General features: G+C 64.9%; 22 protein-coding genes. 6 read left to right on the top strand and 16 right to left on the bottom strand.

The window, feature by feature from the left end:
* Nucleotides 1–10: 10 nt before the first annotated feature.
* From ABID58_RS13975 to ABID58_RS13990, 4 genes are all read right to left on the bottom strand, one after another.
* Entirely contained in the window at nt 11–1,117 is a 1,107-nt protein-coding gene (locus tag ABID58_RS13975; RefSeq protein WP_354033058.1) for an ABC transporter ATP-binding protein, read from the bottom strand.
* A gap of 7 nt (nt 1,118–1,124) precedes the next feature.
* Entirely contained in the window at nt 1,125–2,015 is an 891-nt protein-coding gene (locus ABID58_RS13980; protein WP_354033059.1) for an ABC transporter permease, read from the bottom strand.
* Nucleotides 2,012–2,902 carry an ABC transporter permease gene (locus ABID58_RS13985; RefSeq protein ID WP_354033060.1) on the bottom strand — a complete coding sequence of 297 codons (891 nt, stop codon included), beginning with the start codon at nt 2,900–2,902 and terminating at the stop codon, nt 2,012–2,014. The genes ABID58_RS13980 and ABID58_RS13985 overlap by 4 nt, the downstream gene beginning before the upstream one ends.
* 81 nt (nt 2,903–2,983) lie before the next feature.
* A complete protein-coding gene (locus ABID58_RS13990) occupies nt 2,984–4,345 on the bottom strand; it encodes an ABC transporter substrate-binding protein (RefSeq protein WP_148754820.1) in 1,362 nt (453 codons plus the stop codon).
* Between the two features lie 263 nt (nt 4,346–4,608).
* Here ABID58_RS13990 and ABID58_RS13995 point away from each other — a divergent pair, with 263 nt between their 5' ends.
* Entirely contained in the window at nt 4,609–6,081 is a 1,473-nt protein-coding gene (locus tag ABID58_RS13995; protein ID WP_354033061.1) for a glycosyl hydrolase family 79 N-terminal domain-containing protein, read from the top strand.
* A gap of 6 nt (nt 6,082–6,087) precedes the next feature.
* Here the strand turns inward: ABID58_RS13995 and ABID58_RS14000 are convergent, their stop codons facing one another.
* Entirely contained in the window at nt 6,088–7,389 is a 1,302-nt protein-coding gene (locus tag ABID58_RS14000) for an MFS transporter (protein ID WP_354033062.1), read from the bottom strand.
* A 395-nt stretch (nt 7,390–7,784) separates the two neighbouring features.
* Between ABID58_RS14000 and ABID58_RS14005 the strand changes: the two genes are divergently transcribed.
* Genes ABID58_RS14005 through ABID58_RS14015 form a run of 3 tightly spaced genes read left to right on the top strand, consistent with a single transcriptional unit; the run spans nt 7,785 to nt 11,556 of the window.
* Nucleotides 7,785–8,999 carry an ABC transporter substrate-binding protein gene (locus ABID58_RS14005; protein ID WP_354033063.1) on the top strand — a complete coding sequence of 405 codons (1,215 nt, stop codon included), beginning with the start codon at nt 7,785–7,787 and terminating at the stop codon, nt 8,997–8,999.
* 8 nt (nt 9,000–9,007) lie between these two features.
* Nucleotides 9,008–10,741, top strand: coding sequence for an FAD-dependent oxidoreductase (locus tag ABID58_RS14010; protein ID WP_354033064.1), 1,734 nt, complete (start codon nt 9,008–9,010; stop codon nt 10,739–10,741).
* A gap of 20 nt (nt 10,742–10,761) precedes the next feature.
* Entirely contained in the window at nt 10,762–11,556 is a 795-nt protein-coding gene (locus ABID58_RS14015; protein ID WP_354033065.1) for an IclR family transcriptional regulator, read from the top strand.
* A 216-nt stretch (nt 11,557–11,772) separates the two neighbouring features.
* Here the strand turns inward: ABID58_RS14015 and ABID58_RS14020 are convergent, their stop codons facing one another.
* From ABID58_RS14020 to ABID58_RS14055, 8 genes are all read right to left on the bottom strand, one after another.
* The gene (locus tag ABID58_RS14020; protein WP_354033066.1) at nt 11,773–12,552 is read right to left on the bottom strand and encodes an SDR family NAD(P)-dependent oxidoreductase; all 780 of its coding nucleotides are present in this window, start codon (nt 12,550–12,552) and stop codon (nt 11,773–11,775) included.
* A gap of 57 nt (nt 12,553–12,609) precedes the next feature.
* On the bottom strand, nt 12,610–13,200 hold the full coding sequence (locus tag ABID58_RS14025) for a thiamine pyrophosphate-dependent enzyme (RefSeq protein WP_148749486.1): 591 nt from the start codon (nt 13,198–13,200) through the stop codon (nt 12,610–12,612).
* Nucleotides 13,201–13,205: 5 nt separating this feature from the next.
* Nucleotides 13,206–13,748, bottom strand: coding sequence for a thiamine pyrophosphate-binding protein (locus ABID58_RS14030; protein WP_354033067.1), 543 nt, complete (start codon nt 13,746–13,748; stop codon nt 13,206–13,208).
* 161 nt (nt 13,749–13,909) lie between these two features.
* Complete coding sequence (locus ABID58_RS14035) at nt 13,910–14,614, bottom strand: GntR family transcriptional regulator (protein ID WP_354033068.1); 705 nt, start codon at nt 14,612–14,614, stop codon at nt 13,910–13,912.
* 17 nt (nt 14,615–14,631) lie between these two features.
* The gene (locus ABID58_RS14040; protein WP_354033069.1) at nt 14,632–15,375 is read right to left on the bottom strand and encodes an aspartate/glutamate racemase family protein; all 744 of its coding nucleotides are present in this window, start codon (nt 15,373–15,375) and stop codon (nt 14,632–14,634) included.
* A gap of 9 nt (nt 15,376–15,384) precedes the next feature.
* Nucleotides 15,385–16,650 carry an NAD(P)/FAD-dependent oxidoreductase gene (locus tag ABID58_RS14045; protein WP_354033070.1) on the bottom strand — a complete coding sequence of 422 codons (1,266 nt, stop codon included), beginning with the start codon at nt 16,648–16,650 and terminating at the stop codon, nt 15,385–15,387.
* A 3-nt stretch (nt 16,651–16,653) separates the two neighbouring features.
* Nucleotides 16,654–18,315: a thiamine pyrophosphate-binding protein gene (locus ABID58_RS14050; RefSeq protein ID WP_354033071.1), complete on the bottom strand. Its 1,662-nt coding sequence runs from the start codon at nt 18,313–18,315 to the stop codon at nt 16,654–16,656.
* Nucleotides 18,316–18,431: 116 nt separating this feature from the next.
* Entirely contained in the window at nt 18,432–19,349 is a 918-nt protein-coding gene (locus tag ABID58_RS14055; RefSeq protein ID WP_354033072.1) for an NAD(P)-dependent oxidoreductase, read from the bottom strand.
* Nucleotides 19,350–19,563: 214 nt separating this feature from the next.
* Between ABID58_RS14055 and ABID58_RS14060 the strand changes: the two genes are divergently transcribed.
* Both ABID58_RS14060 and ABID58_RS14065 read left to right on the top strand, forming a co-directional pair.
* Nucleotides 19,564–20,400 (top strand): transporter substrate-binding domain-containing protein, encoded by an 837-nt coding sequence (locus ABID58_RS14060; protein WP_148749493.1) that lies wholly within the window; start codon nt 19,564–19,566, stop codon nt 20,398–20,400.
* A 244-nt stretch (nt 20,401–20,644) separates the two neighbouring features.
* Entirely contained in the window at nt 20,645–21,961 is a 1,317-nt protein-coding gene (locus ABID58_RS14065; protein WP_354033213.1) for an MFS transporter, read from the top strand.
* 15 nt (nt 21,962–21,976) lie between these two features.
* On the opposite strand, the gene ABID58_RS14070 is transcribed toward ABID58_RS14065, so the two are convergent.
* The 3 genes from ABID58_RS14070 to ABID58_RS14080 form a co-directional block, all read right to left on the bottom strand.
* Entirely contained in the window at nt 21,977–22,180 is a 204-nt protein-coding gene (locus ABID58_RS14070) for a hypothetical protein (protein WP_354033073.1), read from the bottom strand.
* A 140-nt stretch (nt 22,181–22,320) separates the two neighbouring features.
* A complete protein-coding gene (locus ABID58_RS14075; RefSeq protein ID WP_354033074.1) occupies nt 22,321–23,124 on the bottom strand; it encodes an enoyl-CoA hydratase/isomerase family protein in 804 nt (267 codons plus the stop codon).
* 46 nt (nt 23,125–23,170) lie between these two features.
* A complete protein-coding gene (locus ABID58_RS14080) occupies nt 23,171–24,163 on the bottom strand; it encodes an NADP-dependent oxidoreductase (RefSeq protein ID WP_354033075.1) in 993 nt (330 codons plus the stop codon).
* Nucleotides 24,164–24,259: the final 96 nt, after the last annotated feature.

Genomic DNA, 24,259 nt, shown 5'->3' on the forward strand with positions numbered 1-24,259 from the left:
CGACGGGTCTTTAGGCGAGTGGAAGCGCGCTGCCGGTGGCCCATGTGGCCATGACGACATCGCCGACGGTGAAAGGATCTGCGAAGAAAGTCTTTTCCGGCACATAGGCGACGAACTCGTCGTCCGGCACGGTGTCGAGCATGACCTTGACGAAATAGCCCTGGTATTCGATCGCAAGCACCCGGCTCGGCAGCGAAGTGGTGCAGCCCGGCGGCAGATCCCTGCCCGGCCTGACCAACGCGACGTCGTCGCGGCGCACGGCGATATCGACCTTGTCGCCGACGCTGACGGCCGGGCGCGCCTGAAGCGGCACTTCGATGCCATCGGGCGCGGCCTGCGCCAGCGTGAAGCTTGCACCGTTGACCTTTTCGACCCGGCCGGAGAGCACGTTCTGGCCGCCCATGAACTCGGCGACATAACGATCGTGCGGATGGGCGTAGACGTCGCGCGCGGCACCCGCCTGCTTGATCTTGCCCTGCTCCATCACCACCACAAGGTCGGCAAGCGCGATCGCCTCGAGCTGGGTGTGGGTGACGTGGATGAAGGTGATGCCGAGCTCCTGCTGCATCCGCCGCAATTCCTGGCGCATCTGGACGCGGAGCTGCTCGTCGAGCGCCGACAGCGGCTCGTCGAGCAGCAGCACCCGAGGCTCGGTGATCGCGGCGCGCGCCAACGCCACGCGCTGCTGCTGGCCGCCGGAGAGCTGCGCCGGCAGGCGATCTGCGAATTGCGTCAGCCGCACCTTCTCGATCATGGCGTCGGCGACACGCAGGCGATCGGCTTTGGACTGGCCTCGCACGCGCAACGCAAAAGCGATGTTCTCGCGGACCGTCAAATGCGGGAACAGCGCGTAGGACTGGAACATCATTGCGGTGCGCCGCTGCACCGGGGCGAGGCCGACGACGTTCTGGCCGCCAATCACGATCTCGCCCACGGTCGGGTCCTCGTGGCCCGCGATCATGCGCAGGATCGTGGTCTTGCCGCAGCCGGAGGGACCGATGAAGCAGCAATAGGCGCCGTCTGCGATCCTGAGATTGACGCCGTCGACCACGTTGGTCACGCCGTCAAAGCTCTTGCAGACGCCTGCCAGTTCAATATCGCCGCGATCGTTCTTCATTCCCAAATCAACCCTTTGCACTGCTACCGCGCCTCTTTTGAATCAGCACGATGCTGCCGAGGCTCGCACCGATGACGATAAAGGAGACGATGGTCGTCACCGTGCCCAGCGCATAAAGCGAGGGCGAGGTGACGTTCAATGTCATGCTCCAGATCTCCAATGGCAGCGTGTTGAGCGAGCCCGCGGTCTGGAGGCTGCGCGCGAACTCGTCGTAGGAGAGCGTGAACCCGAACAGCGCGACCGCGACAAGGCCGGGTGCGAGCACCGGGATCATCACCAGCCAGATCGACTGCCAGCGGCTGGCCCCGAGATCGTAAGCCGCCTCCTCCCAGACGTGATCGAAGCGCGACATCACAGCGAACATCACCAGCACGCCGAACGGCAGCGTCCAGGACAGCTGCGCACCGAGCGCCGAGGTGTACCAGCTCGCATTCAGCCCGAGCGCCTGGAACAGCAGACCGGTGCCGAGGCCGAGCACCAGGCCGGGGGCCACCAGGCTGCCGATCATCATGTAGAAGACAAAGGTGTCGCCGCGAAAGCGCTTGCGGAAGCCGAGCCCGGCGAGAAACGAGACCACGACCGTGATGATGGTGACGATGACGGCGAGCTTGATCGAGCGGTCGAACGAGCCCTTGACGTCACCGGTCCGGACCTGAGTGAAGAGGTCGACAAACCAGTGCAGCGAGTGTCCCTTCATCGGGAACACGAGTCCGCCGCGAATGTCCTGGAACGACAGGACATAGATGCAGAACATCGGGCCGTAGAGCGCGATCACGTAGAGCCCGAACAGCGTCGCCAGCACGTAGAACGTCCAGGGACGCCCGCCCTTGCTCGGCGCGATCGCCTTGGTCGTCGCGGGTGCGACCCTCTCGGGCATGTCGGCGAGAACAGCGCTCATCGCGTGATCTCCTGCCTGATATCGACGGTGCGCAGGATCAGCGAGACGATCGCGACCAGCACCAGCGTCAGCAGCACGGCGCTCGCCGCCGCGGTCGGATATTGCAGCACGCCAACATCCTCATAGAAGGCGCTGACCACCGAGGCCGAGCCGCCGCCGGACATCACCTTGACCACGAAGAAGTCGCCCATCACGATTGACACCACGAAGATGGTGCCGAGCGCGATGCCGCTCTTGGACATCGGCACGACGATCAGGCGCATGATGTCGAAACGGCTGGCGCCGGCATCGATCGCAGCCTCGATCAGCTTCTTGTCGATCCGCGCCATCGAATTGAAGATCGGCACGATCATGAAGATCGTGAGCTGGTGGACATAGGCAATGACAACCGCGAGGTCGGAGAACAGCAGCACCTCCAGCGGCTGATGGATCACGCCCAATGCCAGCAGCGCCTGGTTGATCAGGCCTTCCTTGCCGAGCAGCGGGATCCAGGAAATCATCCGGATGATGTTCGAGGTCCAGAATGGCACCGTGCAGAGCAGGAACAGGCCGATCGCCAGCAACTGGTTGCGGACGTGAAACACCAGGAAGTAGGCGACGAAGAAGCCGATGATCAGGGTGAAGACCCAGGTCAGCACGGTGAACTTGATGGTCGCGAGATACAGCTTCAGCGTCAGCGCTGAATGCAGCACCTCGACATAGCTTGCGAGCGTGAAGCCCGGCGTCAGCCCGCCAAAGCCGTCGGTGGCAAAGAAGCTTGCGGCCAGCACGACCAGGATCGGCGCCACGAAGAACGGCACCAGCACCAGGACCAGCGGCGAGACATAGAGCCAGCCGGCAAGATTGGAACGCGATGGAGCTTGAGCTGAGCTCGAACTTGGCTGCATATCAGCAAATGCCTCGAAGTCGGTCTTGTCGCACCGGCGCGTGACGGCGCCGGTGCTTCTTCAGGTCAGGGAAAGCAGGTTTCAGGCCACCTTGAAGTCATTCCAGCGCTTGTTCATGTAGGCCGCCTCGTCCATCAGCGTGTTCCAGCACGAGATGTTCTTGACGCGGTCGAGGAACGAGCCGCCGTCACGCTTGGTGCCGGCCTTCTCCATCGCGACGCCGTAGGGATCGTTGATCACTTCCGGCGCCGGCTTGCCGTCGTACCAGAAGTCCCATTCGGCAGCGGTCAGGAACTTCTTCGCCGTCGACGGCACCGGGCTGTAATAGCCGTAGCGGCCGACGAAGCCGCCCTGCCAGCCCGAGAGATACCAGTTGAGATATTCGTAGGCAGCGTCGAGCTTCTTGCCGGAGAGATGCTTCATCAGACCCATGCCGTTGCACCAGCCGCGATAGCCTTCCTTGCCGTTCTTGACGTTCACAGGCGCGTAGACGCAGGGGATTTCCTTGACGCGCACCGCGGCGACGGCCGGCGACCACATCGACTGGATCACCACTTCGCCTGCGGCCATCAGCTGCACCGACTGGTCGAAAGTGGTCCAGGTCGCGCGGAACTGGCCCTGCTTCTTCAGCTCGATCAGCTTGTTGCAGGTGAAGTCGATCTCCTCCTTGGTCATGTTGCCTTTGTTGCCGTACTTGATCAGTCCGGCACTTTCGAAGCAGAGCGCGGCATCCATGATGCCGATCGCCGGCACGTCGAGGATCGCGGCCTTGCCCTTGAATTTTGGATCGATCAGATCCTTCCATTCGGTCACTTCATGGCCGACGAGATCGGGGCGGTAACCGATGGAGTCGGCGTTGTAGACTTGCGGCAGGAAGGTCGCCCATTCGGTGACGCCGTCGTTCAGATCGGTTGAATCGGGCTTCGCGATGTACATGGCTTCGTAGGGCGAGATGCCCTGGCGCGGGATCTTGTGGCCGTCGATCTCGCCTTTGGTGAAGATCGGCAGGATGTTGTCGAACTCCTTGATCTTCTTGACCTCAATGCCCTGGATCACGCTGCGCTTGGCGGCGAGCTTGGCCTGCCAGCCCTCGAGATCGGCGATATCGACCGTATTAGGCTGGCTTATGAAGCGGTTGATGGCGGCAGAGGTGTCGAGGTTCTGCATCGTCACCTTGAAGCCGAGATCCTTGGCGGCCTGGTCGCCGATCGCCTTCACCACGGAATAGGAGACGCCGACATGGCGCAGCTCGATGTCCTTGATCTCCTGCGCCCAGATGGTCGGGAATCCGCGGATCGCATCCGATCCTGCGGCTGCGCCCGCAACGGCCGCCGCACCCTTCAAGAGTGTGCGCCGGCTCAGCTTTTTCGTCGACTTGACGTCCGTTCTGGCTCCCGTTCCCGCCGGATCGGAAGTGAACGTCCCCTTAGTCCCGTCAGACATGGCAACCCTCGTTGGTTACGGTGAACGCTCGCACCGATCGCCATTGATCGGCTGCGGATGTGATCATTACGCGCAAGGCTAGGGGCAGGATTTCGCGAAGTAAAATTGGAAGTAAAAATTCGGCGTATAAACGCGGCTAATGGATCAGGCTGCTGCATTGGGTTTCGGCAGCGCGCATAAGAAGGCGTCAGAGCGTGCATACAAGGCGATGGCTCCGATCGCGCGGGCTGGTTCGCGCAGCAGGCGCGACAACGATTGCGCTATTGAGTGCCGCAACCTTGTGCGCAGCGCGCGCCGGCGATGTGTCCGTTGCGCCGACGAAACTGAAGTCGATCGGCACGATCGATGCGCGCTTTCAATCCTACAACATCGAGATGACGGAAGTGACCGGCGGACGGTTCTGGAAGCCCTATCCGCCAACAATGCGCGCGCTTGATGCGCGGGATCGTTACGGCACGCGGCCGCCGATCGATCTTGCCAATGCGCGGCTGCGCAAGCTCGCGGCCGCCTTGGCGCCGGCCTATCTGCGCGTCAGCGGCAGCTGGGCCAATGCGACGCTCTTTGCCGACATGGACCCTGCGCCGGCCAAGCCCCCGCCGGGATTCGATTCCGTGCTCGGCCGCAACCGATGGCGCGACGTCATCGACTTTGCGCGCGCGGTCGATGCGGAGATCGTGACATCCTTTGCGATCAGCCCGGGCAGCCGCGATGCCGATGGCGCGTGGAAGACCGACCAGGCGCAGCGCCTGATCGACACGACGCGTTCGCTCGGTGGCCACATCGCGGCGGTGGAATTCATGAACGAGCCAACACTCGCCGCGACGAACGGTGCACCGCCTGGATATGATGCGAAGGCCTATGGCCGCGACTTCAGGATCTTTGGCGAATGGATGCGGCGCGCCGCGCCGGAGACGCTGATCGTCGGTCCGGGCTCGATCGGCGACGCGCCGTCGCCATCCGGATCGGGCCTCACCACCCGCGACCTGCTTGCCGCGTCCGGCCCTGGCCTCGATCGCTTCTCCTATCATCACTACAATACGCTCTCGCCGCGCTGCGGTGGCCGCGACGATCCGGCGCAGGCGCTTTCCGGGCAATGGCTGGCGCGCACCGACGCGACTCTCGCAATCTACAGTGCGCTGCGCGACAGATTCGAGCCGGGCAAGCCGATCTGGCTAACCGAGACCGCGGATGCCGCCTGCGGCGGCAATCGCTGGGACAAGACGTTTCTCGACGCATTCCGCTATCTCGACCAGCTCGGGCGGCTGGCAAGAGCCGGAGTCCAGGTGGTGATGCACAACACGCTGGCCGCCAGCGACTACGGCCTGCTCGACGAAGCGACGTTCCGTCCGCGACCGAACTACTGGGCTGCGCTGCTCTGGCACCGGCTGATGGGAACGATCGTGCTCGACGCGAGCTCGGTCGCAGCGCCGGATCTCCATCTCTATGCGCATTGCCATCCGGGCCTGCGGGGCGCGGTGTCCGTGCTCGCGATCAACGCATCGCGGCATGCATCATTCGCCCTGACGCTGTCGCATCCGGCCGAGCGTTACACGTTGCATGCGACACAGCTGCAAGGCGCGACCGTGCAGCTGAACGGCAAGACGCTCGCGCTGAGTGCCGATGATGAACTGCCCGGGCTTGAGCCGCGCGCAGCATCGGCGGGCGCGATCCGGCTTGCGCCGGCGACCATCACCTTCCTGGTATTTCCAGCAGCCGCGAATCCCGCCTGCCGTTAGGCGCTCTCAGGATCTCAGCGAGTTGCGCGCGGTCTCCGGCGCCATCAAGGTCGCGACGATCGTGATGATCGACAGGGCGATGATGTAGAGCGACACCGGCCAGTACGATCCGGCCCAGGCAAGCAGCGCGGCCGCGATCAGAGGGGAAAAGCCGCCGCTGATCGCAGCCGCAACGTTGGCACCCAGCGAAGCACCGCTGTAGCGCACCTGGGTGCGAAACAGCTCCGGCATGAATGCCGCCTTGGGTCCAAACAGCAGCGCATGCGTCAGCGTCATCGTGACCACGAGCGCGAGCGTGATCAGCACCGGCTCTTTGGTGTCGAGGAACCAGAACAGCGGAAACGCCAGCGCCACCGAGAACACGCCGCCGGCCAGATACAATGCCTTGCGGCCGAAGATATCGGATAGCCAGCCGGCGAGCGGCAGCGTCGCGAATTCAACGATCGCAGCATAGACCACCGCATTCAGGATCACGTGACGCGGCAGGCCGAGCTTGGTCGTGGCATAGACCACGGTGAAAACGGTGAGGAGATAAGCGAGCCCGACCTCCGACACCGTGATCCCGACCGCCAGCAGAAAGCTGCGCCAGTCGCGCCGGATCACGTCCCACACCGGCTGCGCCAGCACCTCCTTGCGCTCGACCACCTCCTTGAAGTGCGGCGTCTCCGCGAGCTTGAGCCGCACGATGAAGCCGACCCCGACCAGCAAAATGCTGATCAGGAACGGCACGCGCCAGCCCCAGCTCAAGAAGTCCGCTTCGGGCAGTTGCGTCATCAGCCCGAAGATGCCGGTGGACGCGGCGACGCCGACGGGAAAACCGATCTGCACCAGGCTGCCGTAGAAGCCGCGCCGGTTGCCGGCATGCTCCGCCACCATGACGACCGCGCCGCTCCACTCGCCGCCGAGACCGATGCCCTGGATGAAACGGAGGATCACCAGGAAGATCGGCGCCCAGACGCCGATCTGGCTGTAGGTCGGCAGGCATCCGATCAGGAACGTGCCGAGCCCCATCGCGATCATGGTCGCGACCAGCATTGTCTTGCGTCCGAGCCGGTCGCCATAATGCCCGATGATCGCGCCGCCGATCGGCCGCGCCACGAAGCCGACCGCGTAGGTCGAGAACGCCGCCAGCGTGCCGACAAAGGGATCGAAGCTCGGGAAGAACAGCTTGTTGAGCACGAGGGCTGCGGCGGTGCCGTAGATCAGGAAGTCGTACCATTCGATCGCAGTGCCGAGCGCGCTCGCCCACACCACATGCGCCGTCGTCGACCTCTCCGCCGCGCCGGAGACCCCAGTTGCTGCCGTCATTGCCATCCGCCCCAAAAGATTCCGGATGCATCATGGCCAATCGCGGTGAGGCTTGCAACTTGGAGAGGCGTTGCCTTTGACCGATGTCGCAGCGCCAGGTTTTGCACGTCACTGCTTCAACGGCCGTCATTGCGAGGAGCTCGCGACAAAATTGCGCAGCAATTTTGCGCTGATGCGACGAAGCAATCCAGACTGTCTCCGCGGAAAGATTCTGGATTGCTTCGCTGCGCTCGCAATGACGGCTGTTGAGGCAGTTGCGCAGACGTCTCCGCAATCTCTCCCCGGCGACGTGGAACCCATCGACCGGCCAAGTTCGCCATTGACAAATTCGTTAGCTAATATCTAATTTATCGCCCTGGCCGCGCCAAGCGGCCCATAAAAGAGAGGGAACGACGATGAGAGGGCTTTTGGCCTGCGCCATGCTCGCGGCCATGACTTCGGCTGCGATGACTTCGGCGGCCACCGCGCAAGTCTCCGACGATGTGGTGCGGATCGGCGTGCTGACGGATCTGTCGAGCTGGGGCCGCGACAACAGCGGCCCGGGCTCGGTCGAGGCGGCCAAGATGGCGGTGGAGGAGTTCGGGCCGACCGTGCTCGGCAAGCCGATCGAGATCATCAGCGCCGACCACCAGATGAAGACCGACGTCGGCGTCAATATCGTGCGCGGCTGGTTCGACAACGGCAAGGTCGATGCCGTCGTCGACATTCCGAATTCCGGCATCGCGATCGCCGTGCACAACATGGTGCGCGAGCGCAACAAGATCGCCCTGCTCTCCGGTCCCGGCGCGAGCTCGCTCACCGACGAGCTGTGCAGCCCGAACACGGTGCACTTCACCTACGACACCTACGCGCTGTCGAAGGTGACGGCCTCCGCCGTGATCAAGGAAGGCGGCAAATCCTGGTACTTCATCACCGCCGACTACGCGTTCGGCCAGCAGCTCGAGAAGGACGCCACCCGCTTCATCAACGAGATGGGCGGCAAGGTGCTGGGCGGCGTCAAGCATCCGACCAACACGGCAGACTTCTCCTCCTTCGCGCTGCAGGCACAGAGCTCGAAAGCCGACGTCGTCGCCTTCGCCAATGCCGGCCAGGACACCGATAACGCCATCAAGCAATCCGGCGAGTTCGGCCTGGTCCAGGGCGGCCAGAAGCTGGTCGGCCTGTTGATGTTCGACACCGACGTGCACGCGATCGGGCTGAAGTCCGCGCAGGGCACCTACATGACGACGGCCTCCTACTGGAACATGGACGAGCAGACCCGCGCCTGGTCGAAAAAATTCTTCGCGCGCACCAATGTGATGCCGACCATGATCCACACCGGTGTCTACGGCTCGGTGCTGCACTACCTGAAAGGCATCAAGGCCGCCGGCAGCGACGATCCGGCCAAGGTGATGGCCAAGATGCGCGAGCTGCCGATCGAGGACACCTTCGTCCATGGCGGCAAGTTGCGCGAGGACGGCCGCGTCATCCGCGACATGTATCTGGCCAGGGTGAAGACGCCCGAGCAGTCCAGGGAGCCCTGGGATTATCTGGAGATCGTCAAGACCGTGAAGGGCGAGGACGCCTATCGCCCGGTCTCCGAATCCAAATGTCCGCTGCTGAAGAAGTGAGGTGAGACATGACCGGCAACGAGCGCAACGCCATTGAGATTTACGAGTGCGATGTGCTCGTGGCCGGATCGGGCTGCTCCGGCATGTCGGCGGCGGTCACCGCGCGCTACCGCGGCCTCGACGTGCTGATCGTCGAAAAGGAGCCGCGCTTCGGCGGCACCACCGCCCGTTCCGGCGGCTGGCTGTGGATTCCCGGCACATCGCTGGCGAAGGCCTACGGCATCGAGGAGACGCCGGAGCAGGCCCGCACCTATCTGCGGCACGAGGCCGGCAACAATTTTGACGCCGCACGTGTTGATGCATTTCTGAGCGCGGGCCCTGAAGCCGTCGACTTCTTCACCACCAGGACCGCGCTGCGCTTCGACATGCCGCTGGTGTTTCCGGACTACCATGCCGAAGCGCCCGGCGGCACGCAAGGGGGCCGCTCCATGGTGACACGGCCATTCGACGGCCGCGAGCTCGGCGAGCAGATCAAGACGCTCGGCATGCCCTTGCCCGAGCTCACCGTGTTCGGCATGATGCTCGGAAGCGGCAAGGAGATCATTCATTTCATGCGGGTGACACAGTCGCTGAATTCGGCGGTCTATGTCGCAAAACGCCTGTCGCGGCACTTGATGGACGTGCTGCGCTACGGCCGCGGCATGACGTTGACCAACGGCAATGCGCTCGCAGGCCGCCTGGCAAAATCCGCGCAAGACCTCAAAATTCCGATGTGGCTGTCCTCGCCGGTGCGTGAGCTGACGGTCGAGAACGGCACCGTTACCGGTGCGATCGTTTCGCGCGAGGGACGCGAGATGCGCGTTCGCGCGCGACAAGGCGTCGTGCTCGCCTGCGGCGGCTTCCCGCACGACGTCGAACGGCGCAAGAAGATGTTTCCGCATGCGCCGACCGGCCATGAGCATTATTCGCCCGGCCCCACCGGCAATACCGGCGACGGCCTGCGTCTCGCCGAGAGCGCCGGCGGACATGTCGAGGGCCGGCTGCCGAACGCGGCGGCCTGGGTGCCGGTCTCGCTCACCACGCGCAAGGACGGCTCGAAGGGTGTGATGCCGCACTTCATCGACCGCGCCAAGCCCGGCGTGATCGCGGTGATGCGCGACGGCAAGCGGTTTGCCAATGAAGGCAATTCCTACCACGACTTCGTCCAGGCCATGGCGAAGGCAGCAAAACCCGGCGAGGAGATCGCGGCGTTCCTTGTCTGCGATCATAAGACGCTGCGGAAGTACGGCCTCGGCTGTGTGCCACCCTTCCCGATGCCGCTCGGTCATCATCTCAACACCGGCTATCTCATGCGCGGCGAGACACTCGACGCGCTTGCAGCGAAGGCTGGCATCGACGCCAAGGCCTTCACAGCGACCGTCAAGGAATTCAACACGACCGCGCCGCAAGGCCACGATGCCGCCTTCGGCAAGGGCTCAAAAGCCTATAACCGCTACCAGGGCGACGCCATGCACGGCCCCAATCCCTGCATCGCGCCGATCGCGAACGGCCCGTTCTACGCCATCAAGATGGTGATCGGCGATCTCGGCACCTATGCCGGCATCGTCACCGACGAGAACGCGCGCGCGCTCGACGCCGAGGGTCGGGTGATTCCCGGGCTCTATGCCGCCGGCAACGACATGGCGAGCATCATGGGCGGCAATTATCCCGGCGCCGGCATCACGCTTGGGCCGGCGCTGACCTTCGGCTACATTGCCGGCCGTCATCTCGCCGACAGCGCCGCCAAGCGCGACGCGGCGTAACCACAGCGCATCGGAGGCGCATGAAGAGAGAAAGCCGCGGCATCCAGTCGATCGAGGTCGGCGGAGAATTGCTCCGTGCGCTCGCGAGATGCGGCGAGCCGATGATGCTGCGCGATCTCGCGCGCGAGGCCGGCATGACGCCGGCCAAGGCGCATCCTTATCTGGCCAGCTTTTCGCGCATTGGCTTGATCGAGCAGGATGAAACCACCGGCCGCTACGAGATCGGCGCGCTCGCGCTCGAGCTCGGCCTGATCAGCCTGCGACGTCTGTCCGGTGTGCGCATCGCCCAGCCGAAGATCGCGGCGCTCGCGAGCCAGATCGGGCACGCAGTCTCGCTCGCGGTCTGGGGTACACACGGCCCGACCGTGGTGCAGCTGGAGGAGCCCGGCCAGCCCGTGCACATCGTGATGCGCGCCGGCTCGGTGATGGCGCTGCTGGAAACCGCCACGGGCCGGGCCTTCGCGGCCTACCTCCCGGAGAAGACGATCAACGCTGCGCTCGAAAGCGGGCTCGATCGCCAGGGCGTCGGCTACAATCCGAAGCGGCCGGTGAAAGGCGCCAAGCTCACCGAGATGCTTGCCGAGGTCCGCAAGCACGGGCTTGCCCGCGCGCTCGGCGATCCTCTGCCCGGCGTAAACGCGTTCTCCGCGCCTGTGTTCGACCATGCCGGCCATGTCGCGCTGGTGATCACCGCGATGGGGCCGGAAGGCACCTTCGATGTCCGCTGGGACAGCCCGATCGCCTGTGCCTTACGCGACTGCGCCGGCCACATCTCGAAGCGGCTCGGCTACGGCATGACGATCGCGGCGGAGTAAGGCCTCGCGTTGTCCGCGCTGCTGCACACGACCACCGCTGTCATGCTCCGCGAAAGCGGGGCATCCAGTACGCCGCGGCGTTTCGGTTTGACCACCGGCGTCACGGAATACTGGATCGCCCGGTCAAGCCGGACGATGACACCGAGTATGAGGAGCGCACGTGCCACGGCATCGTCATTGCGAGCGCAGCGAGGCAATCCAGACTGCCTCAGCGGATCACTTCTCTTTCACCGGCACCGTGTAGTTCAGGACCAATCGCCCGCCATCCGGATAGATCGTCTGTCCCGTAATGTAGGACGCATCGTCGCTGGCGAGGAACGCAACGACCGAGGCGACCTCGCTCGGCTCGCCGCCGCGGCCGGCCGGCGTGCGTGACATCACGGTCTTGCGCGCATCCTCTGATGTGTAGATGGAGGACGCCACCATGTCGGTCAGGATCGTGCCGGGCCCGACCGCGACGACGCGGATGTTATGCGGAGCCAACGCCACCGCGGCAACCGACGTGAGCTGCTTCATGCCACCCTTGGACATCGCGTAGGTCGCAAGCGTCGGAATCGCCAGCAGCGCGTTCACCGAGGACATGTTGATGATGACCCCGCCGCCGCCTTGCGCGATCATCTGCTTCGCCGCGGCCTGCACGCCGAAGAACGCGCCCTTCAGGTTGATGCCGATGATTTCGTCGAATTCTTCTTCGGTGATCTCCAGGATGTCCCGGTTGCGGGCGACGCCGGCATTGTTGACCATGATGTCGAGCCGGCCGAATTCTTTCACGGCGGTCGCGACGAGCTGATCGACGTCGGCGCGCCTGGCGACGTTGCCGACCACACTGCGCAAGGCGTCCGGCCGCCCGAGCTCGGCAGCCGTTGCAGCCAGACCGTCGGCATCGACATCCGAGATGACGACCTTGACGCCGTCATCGAGGAATCGCTTTGCGCAGGCCTTGCCGATGCCACGTGCCGCGCCGGTGATGGCGGCGACCTTGCCGGATAGTTTCATGGGTCTCACTCCAGAATAGCTGCTTACACAGCGAGCTATCCCGGAGAGGACTCCCGTTCAAGCCGCCGCGAAACCGAGATGAGCACGGAACCGGTTCTTGATAAAGACGGCATCGCGCGAGGGCAGCGAGCGCGGCGGATTTTCCGCCAGAACCTTGATGACAAAAAGTCGCGGGCCCTCGGCCGGCTCGGTGATCTTGGCCGCGAGGCGTTGCACCTCTTCGATCGTCCGCACGGTTCCGGTCACGGCAAAGCCGCAGGCCGTGGCGATCGCCGTGAGATCGACGCCGCGCCCGGTGTGGCTCGCCTGCATTCCGGTCTCGCCGAAATGCTGGTTGTCGATCACGACGATGTCGAGATTGTGCGGGCGGGCGACCCCGATGGTGGCGATGCCGCCGAGGCCCATCAGCTGTTCGCCGTCGCCGGTCAAGGCGAGAACGCGCTTGCCCGGCTGCGCCTGCGCCAATCCAAGCGCGATGAGCGCGGCGCCGCCCATGGCGCCCCAGAGATAGAAATTGCCGTCGTGGTCGCCGACGGAATGCAGGTCATAGGTGGGCGAGCCAAGGCCGGACACAACCAGCGTGTCCTTGCGGCTGTTGAGAAGAGCCGCGACGGCGGCACGGCGATCGAGCTGAGAGCGAACGGACATCGACATCACCACTTCTTCTTGCCGATCAGGCGCTGCCCGATCAGAACCGCGATCTGCTGGTCGGCCTCGTAGGCCAGCGAAGCGGCCGACTCGACCGTCTCGACCAGATCCTCCGCCGTCTCCGCCCGCATCACCTTCAGCCCGATCGCTTCCAGCGAGGGCTGCGTCGCCCGGCTCATCGGCACCTGCCACGGATTGAACTCGGCCCATTCGCCGCGCATCGTCACCAGCATCAGCAGCGGAAAGCGGCCGATCGCCGACAGCGACAGCATGTTGATGCAATTGCCGACGCCGCTCGACTGCATCAGCAGCACGCTGCGCTGGCCGCCAAGCCAGGCGCCTGCGGCAATGGCGATGCCCTCCTCTTCCGTGGTCAGCACGTTGGTGGTGACGTCCGTGTCGGCCGAGAACAGGCGGATCAGCTGGCTGTGGCCGGCATCGGGGACGTAGGACATCTGCCTGACGTCGGCGGCTTTCAGGACGCGATAGAGCTCGGACGGCCAGTCGTCGCTGCTGTGCGAGTCGGGATTCGGTTGAGGGCTGTGCACCGCGTGTCTCCCTAGATTTCGAGCGGCATGCTAGCGATATTCGGGCGCGAAAGCTCTGACCGTCTGGCATGAGCAGGTATCGACGGATTGTATAGCTGGCGCTTCGCGCCACCTTCTCCCACAAGAGGAGAAGGGAGGGCACCGTCACTGCGGCTCGAAAGCTAATTCGCCGCGGACCTTGCCGCGGCCGGCATGTAGATCTGCGCGTAGCCTTCCTTGATCGCCGACGTGATGCGATCCAATCGGCGGTCGATGTGCTTTTCCAGCACCGAGACGCAGGCCTCTTCGTTACGCGCCTTCAACCCTTCGACGACCGCGCGGTGCTCGGCCTGGGTGTTGGAGCGGTTGATGCTGTCCATGTCGATCCAGCGCACGAAGCGGATGCGGGCGTTGACGTTGCGGAGCACGCGCAGCATCTCGGTATTGTTCGACATCGCCATCAGCCGCTCGTGAAAGGTCTCGTCGAGCTCGACGAGCTCCACCGAGGAGCGCTCCCCGGGATCGGGGCCGGTGGCCTCGAGAAATTTCTGCAGCGCGTCGATGTCCTCGTCCCTGGCGCGCTTGATGGCGAGGCGGACCGAAGCAACCTCGATCGACTTGCGCAGCTCGTAGAGATCGAAGATCTCGTGGGCGTCGAGCTCGCGGCAGAAGAAGCCCTTGCCCGGCGTGAAGCGCAGGAAGCCCTCGGTGTTGAGACGGTTGAGTGCTTCGCGCAGCGGCGTGCGGCTGACCCCGAGGCGCTTGGCCAGCTCTCCTTCGTTGAGCCGTTCGCCCGGCTTGAACTCATAGCTCACGGCCATCGCCTTGAGCTGCTCATAGACGCGATCGACGATGCTGTCGGAAGTGAGTTCCAGGTGCTTGTTCATGGGCAGCTTCTCGACCTTTAACCAAACCGACGCGGCCGCAGTCCAGCATGAAACCACGTAATCATGGAATAGATATCATAAACCGGCAACCCGACCTCGGCCTGCAGCGCGGCCGCGTAAGGCGGCATGTTGGTGCATTCGAGCACGATGGCGCCGACATCAGGATTTTTGGCGACCAGCTGCTTGCCGGCCTCGACCACGTCACGCTCGGCCAGGCCGATGTCCATGTCGTCCTTCTCGGCCTTGATCAGGACGCGGAAGAACTCCTTGCCGTGCTCGGTGCCGACCAGTGGCGTATCGAGCGGCACGCCGGCGCCTTCGAGATGGGCCGGCGTCAGGGTCGAGCCCGACACCGTGACGAGACCGACGCGCTTGCCGGGCGGCAAGGTCGCCTGCACCCACGGCACCTGCATCAGCGCCGAGGTCGCGACGGGAACGCCGACGGCGGCCGCGATCTCCTTCTGGAACAGCGAGAGAAAGCCGCAATTGGTGGTGATGGCCTCGGCTCCGAGCCGCACCAGATCCTTGGCCGCATCGATGAAGTCAGGCAACAGGCCGGCCGCGCCCTTCAGCACCACCTTCTCCGGTGAAGCGCCGCTCACCACGCGATAGAGCACGGGAAACGGCCAGGTCGTGCCGTTGCCCATGTCGCCGGGAATGCGGGGAAAGCGCGCCTCCAGCATCAGAATGCCGAGCGGCGCGCCGTAGATGGCCTTGCCGCCACGGGCAATACGAGAAGGCGAGCTGGCTGCAGTGGTCATGATGCGGCCTCAGAGGAAGCGGGTGGGCGCGAACGGCGCGAGCGGAATTTCCGGCTGCTTGCCGCTCAGGAGCTGCGCGACGAGGCGGCCGGTGCGGGCCGAGCCAACCAGACCGATATGGCCGTGGCCGAAGGCATAGACGATGTCGCGCGACGCGCGTGAATAGCCGATGCAGGGAATGCCGTCCGGCATGCTCGGCCGATGCCCGAACCACGTCTTGATGCGCGAGGCCGGAATATCGTTCGGCAGCTTTGGGAACATGCCGAGGAGGTGGTTGCGCAAAATCTCGGCGCGCTTCCAGTTCGGCGCGGCCTCTAAGCCGGCGATCTCGACCGTGCCGGCGGCGCGCAGGCCCTTGTCGGTCCAGTTCACCACCATTTTTGCGTCGGACGCCATCATCGAGCTGCGCGGACCCGATTCCGGATTCTCGATCATGACGTGATAGCCGCGCTCGGTCTCGAGCGGCAGGGGATCGCCGACCGATGCCGTCAGTCGTTTTGAATGCGCGCCGGCCGCGACCACTGCGGCATCGCAGGGAATCTCGCCGGTCTCGGTGAGGACGGCGACGAGCTTGTTGCCGGAGAGCTTGAGGCCCGTCGCCTTCGCGCGGACGAGCTTGGCGCCGCTCGCCAGTGCATGCTGGGCGAGGGCTGCAACGTAGGCACCGGGATCGCGGCAGCGGCCGGCCTCCTCCACCACCACGCCAAAGGTGTAGCGCGGATGCAGATCCGGTTCGCGCTGGCGCATCTCGTCGGCATTCAGCTCCAGCCATTCGACGCCGACCTTCTTGCGCAAGCGCCAGCCGAGATCGTTGTCAAAGTTACCGCGCGACGGGAACACGTGCATCACGCCGTTGCGCTCGACCAATTCAGGGACGCCCGCCTCTTCCGCGAGCTTCCGGTGCAAGAGCGGCGCATCCTTCAGGAGGTCGCGCAGCGCAAAGGCGGTCTTCTCGACGCGCGCCTCGGTCCAGCCCGACAGCAGGTACTTGATCAGCCACGGCAGCGCCTTCGGCAGATATGACCAGCGAATCGCGAGCGGGCCGAGCGGATCCAGGAGATAGCCAGGCACCTTTTTCCAGACGCCGGGCTCCGCCGGCGGGATCACCGAATGCGAGGAGAGCCAGCCGGCATTGCCATAGCTCGCCGCCTGTTCGCCACCGGGCTCGCCCGGATCGATCAGCGTGACGCGATGGCCGTCGCGCAGCGCCTCAATGGCGCTGATCACACCGACCGCGCCGGCTCCGATGATGGTGACGTGGCGGGCTTGCGGCATCGCTTACGCCTTCACCGCCGGCGTAAAATCCTTGCCGACCGACATCGCGCGCGGATCGATGATGCAGTGGAGGATCGACGGCTTGCCCGAGGCAAGCGCCCGCTCGAACGCCGGCGCGAACTCCTCGGTGCGCTCGACCCGCTCGCCATGGCCGCCGAACGCCTTCGCGTACATCGCGAAGTCGGGGTTCTTGAGCTGGGTGCCGACGATGCGACCGGGATAGTCGCGCTCCTGGTGCATGCGGATGGTGCCGTATTGCGAATTGTCGACGACGATGACGATCAACGGCGCGTCGTACTGCACGGCGGTCGCGAACTCCTGGCCGTTCATCAGGAAGCAGCCGTCGCCGGCAAAGGCGACGACGACGCGGTCCGGAAACTGCCGTTTGGCGAGAACCGCCGCCGGCACGCCATAGCCCATCGAGCCCGAGGTCGGCGCGAGTTGCGACGCAAAGCTGTGGAAGCGGTGATGACGATGGATCCAGCCGGCATAATTGCCGGCGCCGTTGCAGACGATCGCGTCCTTCGGCAAGCGGTCGCGCAGCCAGGTCATGACCTGACCGTACTGGAACGTGCCCGGCAGCTCGCGCGCCTTGTCGGTCCAGGCGAGGTAATCGGCATGGGCCTTGGCGGCCTCGCCCTTCCAGGCAACTGAGCCTGCGGGCTTCAGCGTCTCGACGGCGGCAGCGAACGCGGCCGGCGTCGCCTGGATCGCAAGCTCCGGCTGATAGATGCGGCCGAGCTCCTCGGAGCCCGGATGCACGTGGATCAGCTTCTGCTGCGGCGTCGGAATGTCGAGCAGCGTGTAGGACGAGGACGGCATCTCCGACATGCGGCCGCCGATGAGCAGAACAACATCGGCGTTGTCGATGCGCGCCTTCAGGCCCGGGCTCGGTCCGATGCCGAGATCGCCGGCATAGTGAGAATGATCGGCGTCGATCAGCGACGCCCGGCGGAACGAGGTCGCGACCGGCAGGTCGAACCGTTCGGCAAAGCGCGCGATGCTTTTGGTGGCTTCATCGGTCCAGCGCGAGCCGCCGAGGATGACCAGCGGCGCCTTGGCGCTCGCAAGCATCGCACCGACCTGCTCGATGTCGGCGGGCGCGGGCCAGCTCACCGCCGGCTCGATGCGCATGGCATCGGCAACAGCGGCGGTCTCGGTCAGCATGTTCTCCGGCAGCGCGATCACCACCGGACCCGGACGGCCCTGCATGGCGACACGAAAGGCGCGCGCGACCAGCTCGGGAATGCGGTCGGGACGATCGATCTCGACCGCCCATTTCGCCATGGAGCCGAACACCGCCTTGTAATCGAGCTCCTGAAACGCCTCGCGCTCGCGCATGCCGGTGTCGACCTGGCCGACGAACAGGATCATCGGCGTCGAATCCTGCATCGCGATGTGGACGCCGTGGCTGGCATTGGTCGCACCGGGGCCGCGGGTGACGAAGCAGACGCCTGGCCGTCCCGTGAGCTTGCCATAGGCTTCCGCCATCATCGCGGCACCACCTTCGGCGCGGCAGATCACGACGTCGATCGGGCTGTCATGCAGCGCGTCGAGTGCCGCAAGGTAGCTCTCGCCCGGCACGCAGGTGACGCGATCGACGCCTTGGGCGACCAGCTGATCGATCAGGATCTGGCCCCCGGTGCGGGTGTTGCGAATGGTCATGACAGCTCCTCACGCAAGTTTTGTTCGAGGTGGCGTAGGACAGGGGGACGGAGCGCGCAAGTTCGAAAGGCTGCTCGGACCCTGCGCAGGCATCATGCCCGTCCCTGATGTTTGCACTACCCGCCACTCGCGATGATGCGGCGGCAATGATCGAGCGCTGCGCCGATGAGATTGTCGCTCGCCTCGGGCGTGCGGAACGCCGAGTGCGCCGACAGCGTCACGTTCGGCAGTTTTGTCAGCGCATGACCCGATGGCAGCGGCTCGACGGTGAAGACGTCGAGGCCGGCGTGCGCAATGTGGCCTGAGCGCAGCGCCTCTAGCATCGCGTCCTCGTCGACCACGGCGCCGCGCGCGGTGTTGATCAGAATGCTGCCGGGACGCATCTGCGCGATGCGCTCGCGTGACAGAAAACCCTTGGTCTCGTCGTTGAGCAACAGATGCAGCGAGATGACATGGCTCTCGGCGAGCAGCTTCTCCAGCGGCACGAACGCGACACCCGGATGCGTCTTCGGCGTCCTGTTCCAGGCCATCACCTTCATGCCGCAGCCCGCCGCCATGCGCGCGGCTTCGGCGGCGATGCCGCCGAACCCGATCAGGCCGAGCGTCTTGCCGGTGAGCTGCACCGCGTCGCGACGCAGCCAGTTGCCCTCGCGCATGCCGCGATCCATCTCGCCAAAACCCTTGGCGGACGCCCACATCAACGCGATCGCGCATTCGGCCACCGCCGTGTCGCCATACCCCTTGATGGTGTGCACGGAGATGCCGTGCTGGCCAAGCTCTTCCGGGTTCATGTAGCTGCGCGCGCCGGTGCCGAGGAAGACGACATGCTTCAGCGCCTTGCACGTCGCGGCAATCGGCGTCGGCACCGCGGTGTGGTCGACGATCATGATCTCGGCATCGCCAAGCAGGCCGGGCAGATCGTCGGGCTTGATCGAAGGATTGCGGTTGATGCCAACCGGCAGCTTCTGCGAGGCCAGCAGCTTGTCGGTCACCGCCGCCAGGGTCTCGTTCGCATCAACGAAAACAGCACGCACTGACGTTCTCCCCTCAATCCCGACACCCGCGGACCGGCCCTCATCCAGCGCGGCACCACGAAGTTTTCTCTTGTTTTGCCAACGGATTAGACTCAGGTCTGCCTCATCGATCAAAACGCCGGCAGGGCTGCAATACCATATTGCATTATGCTCTGAATACAGAAATAGTCGACGGGTCGGAGTTGATGATCCCCATTCCCCAGGAGCACTGCCCATGAACCGCAGGGACGCACTCACCACCGTCGCGCTGGCGGGCGCCGCAATGGCCGCGACCGCTTCGGCCAAGGCGGACACGGCACCGACCTCCACGCTCGACCGCATCAAGAAGAGCGGCGTGCTGCGCATCGCGGTCATCGCCGGCCAGGATCCCTATTTCCACAAGGACCTCGCGACCAATCAGTGGTCGGGCGCCTGCATTGACATGGCGACCGACATCGCTGGCAAGTTAGGGGCCAAGGTCGAGATGCTGGAATCGACCTGGGGCAACCAGATCCTCGACCTGCAGGCCGACAAGGTCGACCTCGCCTTCGCCGTGAACCCGACGCCGGAGCGTTCGCTCGTCATCGACTTCTCGACCCCGATCCTGGTGCACTCCTTCACCGTCATCACCAAGAAGGGGTTTGCCAAGCCGCAGACCTGGGCCGATCTCAACAAGCCCGAGGTCAAGATCGCCGTCGACATCGGCTCGACGCACGAGACCATCGCGCGCCGCTACTGCCCGAAGGCGAACATTCTCGGCTTCAAGACGCGCGACGAGGCGATCCTCGCGGTATCGACCGGCCGCGCCGACTGCAACGTCTCGCTGGCGGTGCTATCGATCTTCACGCTGAAGAAGAATCCGACGCTTGGCGAGCTCGCGATCCCGCGGCCGATCCTGACGCTGCCGACCAATCTCGGCATCCGCGCCGAAGCCGATCGCCGCTACAAGGATTTCCTCAGCGCCTGGGCCGACTACAACCGTTCGCTTGGCCAGACCCGCGAATGGCTGCTGAAGGCCTATGAAACCGTCGGCCTCAGCGCTGACGACATTCCGGGCGAAGTGCAGTTCTGATCGATCATGATGCAAGGGACGTCTTCAGCCGCGCAGTGAACGCCTGAAGGGGTCTTGAGCCGGTTTCACGAGGCACATTAACGCGGATGCCCTGAGCAAACCGGGACGCTGATATGCGCCCTGCCTTACGTGGCGCTTCCGGAGTTGACGCGGACCGATGCTGGTTTAAGTACAACAGATAAAGACTGCAGGGGTGGCGACGTTTGCCGGGCTGGTTCCCCTCGACGCCACCATTGCAGGACACATGACGACCTCGCCCCACGCGACCTCGCCAAGCACGACATCGAACCCGGCTTCCGCGCCCCCTCATCTCGCCATCGTCCTATTCTCGCTCGCGATGGGCGGCTTTGCGATCGGGACCACCGAATTCGCATCGATGAGCCTGTTGCCGTTTTTCGCGGCTGACCTTCATATCGACGAGCCGGCCGCCGGACACGCGATCAGCGCCTACGCCCTCGGCGTGGTGCTGGGTGCGCCGCTGATTGCCGTACTCGGCGCGCGGTTCGCCCGGCGCACGCAATTGCTGGCGCTGATGGCCGTGTTCGCGCTCGGCAACGCCCTCACCGCGCTTGCACCGGGCTTCGGCTGGATGGTCGCAGCCCGCTTTCTCTCAGGCCTGCCCCACGGCGCCTATTTCGGCATCGCCGCGCTGGTTGCGGCCTCGCTCGTACCGCAACATCGCCGCTCGCGGGCGGTCGGCCAGGTGATGCTCGGCCTGACCGTCGCCACCATCGTCGGCGTGCCCCTGGCCAACCTGATCGGCCAGGCGGTCGGCTGGCGCGCGAGTTTTGGCCTCGTGTCGGTGCTGGCGCTGCTCACGATGCTGCTCTGCGCACTGTTCGCGCCGCGCGACCGGGCTGGCCGGTCGGATCCGCTGCGCGAGCTCGGCGCGCTCAGAAGCGGCCGTGTCTGGATCACGCTGGCGATCAGCGCCATCGGCTTTGGCGGCATGTTCGCCGTCTACACCTATCTGGCGACGACCTTGATCGAGGTCACCAAGGTCAGCACCGAGGTCATTCCGTTCTTTCTCGCGATCTTCGGTATCGGCGCCACGCTCGGCAATCTGTTCGTGCCGCGCTTCGCCGACCGCGCGCTGATGCCCACCGCGGGCGTCATCCTGCTGTTCGCAGCCGTCGCGCTGCTGGCGTTTCCGCTCGCGGCCGGCAATCCCTGGCTGCTTGCGATCGACATTTTCGCGATCGGCGCCAGCGTCGCGCTCGGTGCGGTGCTGCAGACGCGACTGATGGACGTCGCGGGAGACGCACAGGCGCTCGCCGCCGCGCTCAACCATTCGGCGTTCAACACCGCCAATGCGCTCGGCCCATTCCTCGGCGGCCTCGCCATTCGCCAGGGGCTCGGCTGGACCTCCACCGGCCCCGTCGGCGCCGCGCTGGCGCTTCTCGGCTTTCTGATCTGGATCGTCGCGTATCGTGACAAGGGGCCCGCTCTCGTCGCGCATGGCAGTGGCGCTGCGCGCGACGATGCTCCCGTGAGACCAGCACCGCCGCTGGCGCCGGATCTCCGCAGCCGCTCTGATGCTCCCAAGGACCCGGTGGCTTGACGGATCGCAACGCGCTCAGAACAGAGCCGCGTTGAAAGCCTGTCCGTAGATCATCGCCGCCACGAGCGAGACCAGCAGGCCCGCGCCCGAGAAGATCACCAGGATCTTCAGAGTCTCGACGTCAAGATTAGTTCCCGTCGCGCGGGATATTGCCTTTGCCAGTGCAGCCATCATCGCCAGCTCCGAAGCCGGCCCTGCGGTCGCGGGGCCTGACTTCATCTAGCGCAGATCGGCGCATCCGCCTGTGAAGCAGATTACAGGGGCGGCCCGGCTGTCAGCCCGCGCTAGTCGCGCGAGACTCGCGGCCCCGACGCTGGGTCAGGCGTCTCGAGTGGCTGTGGGAAGGTCAGCCATGTCGCCTAAAGATTCCCGACTTCGCGGCCGAGGTTCAGCTCAAAGTCGCCAGCGGTTCCAATGCCTCGCGCGCGCAGCTTCGGCATGCGCTCTGCCGCGCCTGGCCAGCCGAACGTCGTGAAGAAAGTGTCCTGTGTCGCCTGCAGCTGAGCGGGATCCGGCAGCCCGTGCTGGTTGATCGTCGCTTTGCAGGTGCTCAGCGCCTGTTTGTCGAACGACAGGATGCGCCGCACGAAATTCGCAACGAACTCATCAAGGTGGGCTTCGGGGATGGCGCGGTTGATCCAGCCGTATCGTTCGGCGGTCTCGGCATCGAAATCGTCGGCACCGAGGATGATCTCCATGGCGCGAGAGCGGCCCACCAGGATAGGCAGGCGTTGAAGCGCCCCGCCGCCTGGGATGAGGCCGCATCCGACCTCTGGTTGGCCAAAGATCGCCTTTTCCTTGCTGGCGAAGCGAATGTCGCAAGCCAGGGTAAACTCGCTTCCACCGCCGCGCGCCCGGCCGCGGATCACTGCAATGCTGAGGACGTTACTATGAGCCAGCTTGGTGGCCGGTTCGATCCAGCGTGGCGCGCCGAACCGGCTGCGAGGCTCGGCCGTGCTGTAGTGAGCGATGAAGAAGTCGGGGTTGGCGCTCTCGAGGGTCACGACCTTCAGCGCATCGTCCGCGTCGATCTCCTCCACCAGGTCATAGAACTCGTCGTAGGTGCGATCGTCGATCGCGTTGATCGGCGGGTTGTTGAAAGTCACGCGCCAATACCCCGGCGTGGACTTGTCGATGCTGATCCTGGTGGGGATGTCGCTCATGGTTGCCTCTGTTCCGTGGACTTGTTGAACGAGCCTGAGCCTTGCCTCAGGGAACGATGACGAGCTTCCCGCGCGTATGTCTGCCGGCTAGAATCTCGTAGGCGGCAGCGAGCTGATCGAGGCCATAGGCCGCGCTCACGGAGGCGCGGATGGCGCCGGTGTCGATCAGGGCCGCGATCTCCGCCAGTTGAGCGCCGTCCGGCCGGGTGAGGGGGCCATGGAACTCCGCCTTGCGGGCGGCGGCGCGCTCGATGAACGGTCGAATGGCCGCCGAAGCTTGCTCGGCCACGGGAGGCGGGAAGCCCATTTCGCGATAGCTCTGGGCGTCGGCGGTGCGCACGAGGCCGACATAGCGGCCGCCTTCGCGCAGGGTGTCGATGCCACGCTCGGTCAGCGGACCGCACACACCGTCATAGACCACGTCGAACGGGCCGGCAGCCTCGAAGGTTTCGGTTGTGTAGTCGATCGTGCGGTCCGCTCCGAGTCCAGCCATGAACGTCTGGCTGTCCGGTCCGCCCGTCGCAACGACGTAGGCCCCCAGGTGCTTAGCGAGCTGGATGGCGAAGGCGCCGACGCCGCCCGCCCCTGCCTGGATCAAGATCCTTTCGCCGGCCTTGAGCCGCGCGCGCTCTACAAATGCCTGCCAGGTGGTCAAGGCGACCGTCGGTAGGCTCGCCGCCTCCTCGAAGGAAAGGGTGCGCGGCTTGTGGGCCAGGAGACTGAGTGGAACGGCTGCGCGCTCGGCATAGGCGCCGGGACGCCGGTTAGGCAGGCGGGCGTAAACCTCGTCACCTGCCTTGAACGCCCCACCAGGGGGCGCGGAGACGACAACGCCCGCGACGCCGTAGCCCATCACCTGCGGAAACGTGAATGGAAAGGCGGCATGGAACAGGCCCTGGCGCATGGCGACCTCGACGGGATTCGCACCGGCGGCCCGGACCTCGAGCAGCGCCTCGTCGGCGCCCGGGACGGGGTCGCTGACCTCTCCGTAGGTGACCACGGAGTTGTCGCCATAGCCGGTGATATACGCTGCCCGCATTTCATTCTCCTCGCGCTAGGTCGTCCGACCTGTTAGTCTCATTATTGAACTTTTACGCGCATGAAGGAATGTTGACAAGCCCCGTCGCGGCGCCGG

Source organism: Bradyrhizobium sp. S3.2.6 (assembly GCF_040546885.1).
In the GTDB taxonomy this organism is placed as follows: Bacteria; Pseudomonadota; Alphaproteobacteria; order Rhizobiales; family Xanthobacteraceae; genus Bradyrhizobium; species Bradyrhizobium cytisi.

What these genes read in the sequence shown, in the direction of transcription:
- ABID58_RS14060 (WP_148749493.1), top strand. Translation starts at nt 19,564, where the DNA reads ATGAACCGCAGGGACGCACTCACCACCGTCGCGCTGGCGGGCGCCGCA.
- ABID58_RS13980 (WP_354033059.1), bottom strand. Translation starts at nt 2,015, where the DNA reads ATGAGCGCTGTTCTCGCCGACATGCCCGAGAGGGTCGCACCCGCGACG.
- ABID58_RS14015 (WP_354033065.1), top strand. Translation starts at nt 10,762, where the DNA reads ATGAAGAGAGAAAGCCGCGGCATCCAGTCGATCGAGGTCGGCGGAGAA.
- ABID58_RS14070 (WP_354033073.1), bottom strand. Translation starts at nt 22,180, where the DNA reads ATGAAGTCAGGCCCCGCGACCGCAGGGCCGGCTTCGGAGCTGGCGATG.
- ABID58_RS13985 (WP_354033060.1), bottom strand. Translation starts at nt 2,902, where the DNA reads ATGCAGCCAAGTTCGAGCTCAGCTCAAGCTCCATCGCGTTCCAATCTT.
- ABID58_RS14005 (WP_354033063.1), top strand. Translation starts at nt 7,785, where the DNA reads ATGAGAGGGCTTTTGGCCTGCGCCATGCTCGCGGCCATGACTTCGGCT.
- ABID58_RS14035 (WP_354033068.1), bottom strand. Translation starts at nt 14,614, where the DNA reads ATGAACAAGCACCTGGAACTCACTTCCGACAGCATCGTCGATCGCGTC.
- ABID58_RS14040 (WP_354033069.1), bottom strand. Translation starts at nt 15,375, where the DNA reads ATGACCACTGCAGCCAGCTCGCCTTCTCGTATTGCCCGTGGCGGCAAG.
- ABID58_RS14020 (WP_354033066.1), bottom strand. Translation starts at nt 12,552, where the DNA reads ATGAAACTATCCGGCAAGGTCGCCGCCATCACCGGCGCGGCACGTGGC.
- ABID58_RS14010 (WP_354033064.1), top strand. Translation starts at nt 9,008, where the DNA reads ATGACCGGCAACGAGCGCAACGCCATTGAGATTTACGAGTGCGATGTG.
- ABID58_RS14050 (WP_354033071.1), bottom strand. Translation starts at nt 18,315, where the DNA reads ATGACCATTCGCAACACCCGCACCGGGGGCCAGATCCTGATCGATCAG.
- ABID58_RS14045 (WP_354033070.1), bottom strand. Translation starts at nt 16,650, where the DNA reads ATGCCGCAAGCCCGCCACGTCACCATCATCGGAGCCGGCGCGGTCGGT.
- ABID58_RS14025 (WP_148749486.1), bottom strand. Translation starts at nt 13,200, where the DNA reads ATGTCCGTTCGCTCTCAGCTCGATCGCCGTGCCGCCGTCGCGGCTCTT.
- ABID58_RS14080 (WP_354033075.1), bottom strand. Translation starts at nt 24,163, where the DNA reads ATGCGGGCAGCGTATATCACCGGCTATGGCGACAACTCCGTGGTCACC.
- ABID58_RS13975 (WP_354033058.1), bottom strand. Translation starts at nt 1,117, where the DNA reads ATGAAGAACGATCGCGGCGATATTGAACTGGCAGGCGTCTGCAAGAGC.
- ABID58_RS14075 (WP_354033074.1), bottom strand. Translation starts at nt 23,124, where the DNA reads ATGAGCGACATCCCCACCAGGATCAGCATCGACAAGTCCACGCCGGGG.
- ABID58_RS14000 (WP_354033062.1), bottom strand. Translation starts at nt 7,389, where the DNA reads ATGACGGCAGCAACTGGGGTCTCCGGCGCGGCGGAGAGGTCGACGACG.
- ABID58_RS14065 (WP_354033213.1), top strand. Translation starts at nt 20,645, where the DNA reads ATGACGACCTCGCCCCACGCGACCTCGCCAAGCACGACATCGAACCCG.
- ABID58_RS13990 (WP_148754820.1), bottom strand. Translation starts at nt 4,345, where the DNA reads ATGTCTGACGGGACTAAGGGGACGTTCACTTCCGATCCGGCGGGAACG.